This window comes from Microbacterium sp., from assembly GCF_049650565.1.
In the GTDB taxonomy this organism is placed as follows: Bacteria; Actinomycetota; Actinomycetes; order Actinomycetales; family Microbacteriaceae; genus Microbacterium.
Map to the genome: position 1 here is coordinate 1 of NZ_JBASAK010000049.1, position 6,424 is coordinate 6,424.

The following is a 6,424-nucleotide window of genomic DNA, read 5'->3' on the forward strand; positions in this document are numbered from 1 at the left end:
GGGCATCCCCATGCCCCGCCCAGCGTCTTGGGAGGCCCGGCGGGAGGGGATCCGCCGAGCAGGAGGCGCCGACGAGAAGGGATGCCGGCTGCCTCGAACATGGGCGCGACGAAGCCGTCGCGCGGACATGGCGGTGCATCGGTACTGGACCCGCGTCATGCGCATGGTCTTCCCCATGATGAATCCCCCAGCCATTCGAGCACTGTGCCCCCACAGTGCCCCTGCCGCACAGAACCCCAGGCGGCGCCATCAGTATAGGCGATGAAGCTGACCGTGGGAACCAGAAAGGGCGGTGCGCGCAGGCGCACCGCCCTTCAGGACGCGACGAGCGGTCTCACTCGTTCCCGACAGCCTTGTCGACGTTCTCGCGAACGGAGTCGATCTGCTCCGCAGCACCCGGCGCGACCTTCTTGGCCAGGTCGGCGGCGCCGTCGAGCAGCTTGTCGCTGATGCCTTCGGCCTGCTCGCTGCCCAACGCCTCCTCGACCTTGTCCCTGTTCTGCTCGAACAGCTCCTTGCCCCGATTCACCAGATCCTCGATGCCCATGGGTTTCCTCCCCCTGTCGATTCGCGCAGTGTTCTGCGTCACGTCCTTTCTACGCGATCCACACGCGATACGACAGTCCGAGCCGCCCGCGGGTACGGCAAGAGGGGCCGGACCCGAAGGTCCGACCCCTCTGAGGATCATCCGGCGGAGGTTTCGACTCGCTCCGCTCGCTCAACCTGAGTCGATCCCGGCTCAACGCGCTGCGCGAATTGAGCCGACCCGACTCACTTGTTGATCTTGGTGACCGTTCCGGCGCCGACGGTGCGGCCACCCTCGCGGATGGCGAAGCCGAGGCCCTCCTCCATGGCGATCGGCTGGATCAGCTCGACGGCCATGTCGGTGGTGTCGCCGGGCATGACCATCTCGGTGCCCTCGGGCAGCGTGATGACGCCGGTGACGTCGGTGGTGCGGAAGTAGAACTGCGGACGGTAGTTCGTGTAGAACGGGTTGTGACGGCCACCCTCGTCCTTCGAGAGGATGTAGGCAGTGCCCTCGAAGTTGGTGTGCGGGGTGATCGAGCCCGGCTTCACGACGACCTGACCGCGCTCGACGTCCTCGCGCTTGGTGCCGCGGAGCAGCAGACCGCAGTTCTCGCCGGCCCATGCCTCGTCGAGCTGCTTGTGGAACATCTCGATACCGGTGACCGTGGTCTTCTGCGTCGGGCGGATGCCGACGATCTCGACCTCGGAGTTGATGGCCAGCGTGCCGCGCTCGGCGCGGCCCGTGACGACCGTGCCACGACCGGTGATCGTGAAGACGTCCTCGATCGGCATCAGGAAGGGCTTGTCGCGGTCGCGCTCCGGGTCGGGAACGCTGTTGTCGACGGCCTCCATGAGCTCGAGGATCGAGTTGACCCACTTCTCCTCGCCGTTCAGGGCGCCGAGAGCCGACACCTTGATGACGGGGGCGTCGTCGCCGGGGAAGCCCTGCGACGAGAGCAGCTCGCGGACCTCGAGCTCGACGAGCTCCAGGATCTCCTCGTCGTCCACCATGTCGCTCTTGTTCAGTGCGACGAGCAGGTACGGCACGCCGACCTGCTTGGCCAGCAGCACGTGCTCGCGGGTCTGAGCCATCGGGCCGTCGGTGGCGGCGACCACGAGGATCGCGCCGTCCATCTGGGCAGCACCGGTGATCATGTTCTTGACGTAGTCGGCGTGGCCGGGCGCGTCGACGTGCGCGTAGTGGCGCTTCGGAGTCTCGTACTCGATGTGCGAGATGTTGATGGTGATGCCGCGCTGGCGCTCCTCAGGAGCGGAGTCGATGGACGAGAAGTCGCGGACGACGTTGACGTCCGACGGGTACTTGTCGGCGAGCACCTTCGAGATCGCGGCAGACAGCGTGGTCTTGCCGTGGTCGACGTGACCGATCGTTCCGATGTTGACGTGCGGCTTGGTCCGCTCGAACTTGGCCTTGGCCACTTGGTCCTCCTCAGGACGTTCGCGTAGAGATAGACGGGCACTGGATTGTGACCGGCTCCCTACTGATTTCGGTTTCTCAGTTTAGTGGAGAGTGAATGTGAAGTTGTGGGGTGTTCGGCACTTCGACAGACTCAGGGACCCAGCTGGGACGCTGAGCCTGTCGAAGCGCCGGATGAAGGGCTTACTCGCCCTTGGTCTTCTGGATGATCTCGTCGGCGACGGCACGCGGAACCTCAGCGTAGCTGTCGAACTCCATCGAGTACACCGCACGGCCCGAGGTCTTCGAGCGCAGGTCGCCGATGTAGCCGAACATCTCGGACAGCGGGACGTGCGCGCGGACGACCTTGACGCCCTGAGCATCCTCCATGGACTGGATCTGGCCACGACGGGAGTTCAGGTCGCCGATGACGTCGCCCATGTACTCCTCGGGGGTGCGGACCTCGACGGCCATGAGCGGCTCGAGCAGCACGGGGCTCGCCTTGCGGATGGCCTCCTTGAAGCCCATCGAACCAGCGATCTTGAACGCCATCTCGGACGAGTCCACGTCGTGGGACGCACCGTCCAGCAGGATGGCCTTCACGCCCACGATCGGGTAGCCGGCCAGGGCACCGGCGGACATGGCGTCCTGGAAGCCCTGGTTGGTCGGCTCGATGTACTCGCGCGGGATGCGGCCGCCGGTGACCTTGTTCTCGAACTCGTAGGTCTTGTCGCCCGTGACCTCGAGAGGCTCGATCGTGAACTGGATCTTGGCGAACTGACCCGAGCCACCGGTCTGCTTCTTGTGCGTGTAGTCGTGCTTCTCGACGGCCTTGCGGATCGTCTCGCGGTACGCCACCTGCGGCTTGCCGACGTTGGCCTCGACCTTGAACTCGCGCTTCATGCGGTCCACGAGGATGTCCAGGTGCAGCTCGCCCATGCCCTTGATGGTCGTCTGACCGGTCTCGGGGTTCAGCTCGGTGCGGAAGGTCGGGTCCTCTTCGGCGAGCTTCTGGATCGCGGTGCCCAGCTTCTCCTGGTCGGCCTTGGTCTTCGGCTCGATGGCGACCTCGATCACCGGCTCCGGGAACGTCATCGACTCGAGGACGACCGGGTTCGCCGGGTCGGCGAGGGTGTCACCGGTGGTGGTGTCCTTCAGGCCGATGACGGCGTAGATGTTGCCGGCGGTCAGCGCGTCGACCGGGTTCTCCTTGTTGGCGTGCATCTGGAAGATCTTCCCGATGCGCTCCTTCTTGCCCTTGGTCGAGTTGATGACCGCGGAACCGGAGTCCAGGTGACCGGAGTACACGCGCACGTAGGTCAGACGACCGAAGAACGGGTGCACGGCGACCTTGAAGGCCAGAGCGGAGAACGGGTCGTTGGCGTCGGGGTGACGCTCGATGACGATCTCCTCGTCCTTCGGGTCGTGGGCCTCGATGGCGCCCACGTCCAGAGGGTTCGGCAGGTAGTCGACGACAGCGTCCAGCATCGGCTGCACACCGCGGTTCTTGAACGCCGAGCCGCACAGCACGGGGTAGATCTCGTTGGCGACGACCAGCTTGCGGATGGCGCCCTTGATCTCCGCGACCGTGAGCTCCTCGCCGCCGAAGAACTTCTCCAGCAGCGCGTCGTCGGTCTCGGCGACCGTCTCCAGCAGCTGCTGGCGGTACTCCTCGGCCTTCTCCTTGAGGTCGGCGGGAATCTCCTGCACGTCGTAGTGGGCGCCCATGGTCACATCGCCCTTGGAGTCGCCCTCCCACACGAGCGCGCGCATCTCGATCAGGTCGACGACGCCGACGAAGTCGCTCTCGGCGCCGATCGGGAGCTGCAGCACGAGCGGCTTGGCGCCCAGGCGCTTCACGATGGTGTCGACGGTGTAGTAGAAGTCCGCGCCGAGCTTGTCCATCTTGTTGACGAAGCAGATGCGGGGCACGTTGTACTTGTCGGCCTGACGCCACACGGTCTCGGACTGGGGCTCGACGCCCTCCTTGCCGTCGAAGACGGCGACCGCACCGTCGAGCACGCGGAGCGAGCGCTCCACCTCGACCGTGAAGTCCACGTGTCCGGGGGTGTCGATGATGTTGATCTGGTTCTTGTTCCAGAAGCAGGTCACGGCCGCGGACGTGATGGTGATGCCGCGCTCCTTCTCCTGCTCCATCCAGTCGGTCGTCGAAGCGCCGTCGTGGGTCTCGCCGAGCTTGTGGTTCACACCCGTGTAGAACAGGATGCGCTCGGTGGTGGTGGTCTTGCCGGCATCGATGTGCGCCATGATGCCGATGTTGCGGACCTTGCTCAGGTCTGTGAGCACTTCTTGTGCCACGGGGGTTCCTCCGGGATGGTTCAGGAACGAACAGAGAGTGGGAGCGGATGCCGATGGTTTCGGCATCCGCTCAGCCCATTACCAGCGGTAGTGGGCGAAGGCGCGGTTGGACTCGGCCATCTTGTGGGTGTCCTCGCGGCGCTTGACCGCGGCCCCCAGGCCGTTCGACGCGTCGAGGATCTCGTTCTGCAGACGCTCGGTCATCGTCTTCTCACGACGACCCTTCGCGTAGCTCACCAGCCAGCGCAGCGCGAGCGTGTTCGCGCGGTGCGGCTTGACCTCGACGGGCACCTGGTAGGTCGAGCCGCCGACGCGGCGGCTGCGGACCTCGAGGGTGGGGCGCACGTTGTCGAGCGCCTTCTTCAGTGTGGCGACGGCGTCCTGGCCGTTCTTCGCCTCGACGCCGCGGAGGGCGCCGTAGACGATCGACTCGGCGAGCGACTTCTTGCCGTCGACGAGGATCTTGTTCACCAACGAGGTGACGATCGGAGCACCGTAGACCGGGTCGTTGACGACCGGGCGCTTGGGAGCGGGTCCCTTACGAGGCATCTGACTCAACCCTTCTTCGCGCCGTAGCGGGAACGAGCCTGCTTACGGTTCTTGACGGCCTGGGTGTCCAGGGCGCCGCGGACGATCTTGTAGCGAACACCGGGGAGGTCCTTCACACGACCACCGCGCACGAGCACCAGCGAGTGCTCCTGCAGGTTGTGTCCCTCGCCGGGGATGTAGGCCGTGACCTCGGTGCCGTTGCGGAGCTTGACACGGGCGACCTTGCGCATCGCCGAGTTCGGCTTCTTCGGGGTGGTGGTGTACACGCGGGTGCACACGCCGGCCTGCTGCGGGTTCGCCTTCAGGGCGGGCGCCTTGGTCTTCGAGACCTTGGGCGTGCGTCCCTTGCGAACCAACTGCTGAATAGTTGGCACGTTCTCTCCTCGTTGTGCTGCACGGTGACAGCGTGATGGGGTTTCACCTCATGACCCACCAGCAGAACGGAACCGTCCTGCTTCTTGGTGTGGTGGGTATGCCGTGGGGGCGAATCGGCGTCTGCCTGCGCCCGACGTGCGCGCACAATGGTGCACACACCCGACCAAGTGTAATCCTGCGTAACCCTGACGGTCAAATGCCGCTCAGCGCAGATCCCGCATGCGGGCGGCGACGCCCCGGCCTGCACCCTCGCGCCGCTCCCCCGCCACGGCGATGATCAGCAGCACGGCGCCGACCGTCGCCAGGGTGATCCACCACGGCATGGAGTCGATGCCCCGGCCGATCTGCACGGCGAAGACGAACACGTTCTCCACCGGCAGCACGACCAGTCCGATCACGAACGGTGCGACGAGCCGCCGGGCGGAGCCCAGCAGGATGGCTGCGAGTGCGAGGCCCATCACCAGCACGGCCCGCCAGGTGAGCGGATCCGTGAAGGTGGAGACGATGGATGCCGACAGCAGCACGATCAGGCCCGGCGCCAGCCGCCACCACGAGCTCCGCGTCCCGTGCGGCCAGTCGTCCAACCGGAGGGTTCGCCGACCGGCATCCGCTTCTCCCCGCAGGCCGACGGCCCCGGCGACGAGCAGGAGGACCCCCAGCGGCAGCGAGAACATCTCCACGCGCAGCTCGCGCGGGCTCCACGCGACGATCGCCGTGATGAAGGCGATGCCGAACAGCACCCAGGCGGGCGGGATCAGCATGTCGCATGGTCGCCTCCGCGCGGAGGCGACCATGGCGGCGAGCCAGGCGAGCATGAGCGTCCACATGCCCCAGATCGTGAACCAGTCCTCGGCGATGGCGGGCCACGTGCCGACCGCGAACGCCAGCGCACCGGGTACCGGCAGCCAGCGCGGGGGGATGCCGAGCGCCCCGCGCGGAGATGCGCGCTCCGCGCTCATCTCCACGGCGATCCCGCCCGCGCCGAGCGCATCCGCCCGTGGCAGGCGCACGGCGGATGCCGGGGAGCGAAGCATCCGCGCGGCCAGGAGCAATGCGAGAGCCGACACGGCGCTCAGCCCCACGCACAGGAGGAAGAGGCCGGCAGCCCCTCCGAGGACGGGTGAGGCATCCAGACCGCTCCCCCAGCGCACGGCCTGGACGGTGCCGCCGAGGGCTGCGACGGATGCCGCGAGCACAGCCGGCGTGCGCGCCGGCCGCAGGCGGCGCAGCGCGGGACGC

Annotated in this window: 6 protein-coding genes; all 6 read right to left on the reverse strand. The window is 66.6% G+C overall.

Annotated elements, in window-relative coordinates; translation table 11 throughout:
* Positions 1–334 precede the first annotated feature (334 nt).
* Entirely contained in the window at positions 335–547 is a 213-nt protein-coding gene (locus tag WA967_RS09135; protein ID WP_424421506.1) for a hypothetical protein, read from the reverse strand.
* Positions 548–771: 224 nt separating this feature from the next.
* The gene (tuf, locus tag WA967_RS09140; protein WP_298865871.1) at positions 772–1,965 is read right to left on the reverse strand and encodes an elongation factor Tu; all 1,194 of its coding nucleotides are present in this window, start codon (positions 1,963–1,965) and stop codon (positions 772–774) included.
* 181 nt (positions 1,966–2,146) lie between these two features.
* The gene (fusA, locus tag WA967_RS09145; RefSeq protein ID WP_424421509.1) at positions 2,147–4,261 is read right to left on the reverse strand and encodes an elongation factor G; all 2,115 of its coding nucleotides are present in this window, start codon (positions 4,259–4,261) and stop codon (positions 2,147–2,149) included.
* Between the two features lie 78 nt (positions 4,262–4,339).
* Positions 4,340–4,810 (reverse strand): 30S ribosomal protein S7, encoded by a 471-nt coding sequence (rpsG, locus tag WA967_RS09150; RefSeq protein ID WP_017201608.1) that lies wholly within the window; start codon positions 4,808–4,810, stop codon positions 4,340–4,342.
* Between the two features lie 5 nt (positions 4,811–4,815).
* A complete protein-coding gene (gene rpsL / locus WA967_RS09155) occupies positions 4,816–5,184 on the reverse strand; it encodes a 30S ribosomal protein S12 (RefSeq protein WP_067194597.1) in 369 nt (122 codons plus the stop codon).
* A gap of 204 nt (positions 5,185–5,388) precedes the next feature.
* The coding region (locus tag WA967_RS09160; protein ID WP_424421515.1) for an SCO7613 C-terminal domain-containing membrane protein at positions 5,389–6,424 on the reverse strand (1,036 nt) is incomplete at its 5' end.

Bases quoted from the DNA above. Each gene is read 5' to 3' on its own strand.
- WA967_RS09135 (WP_424421506.1), bottom strand. From the start codon at position 547: ATGGGCATCGAGGATCTGGTGAATCGGGGCAAGGAGCTGTTCGAGCAG.
- rpsG (WP_017201608.1), bottom strand. From the start codon at position 4,810: ATGCCTCGTAAGGGACCCGCTCCCAAGCGCCCGGTCGTCAACGACCCG.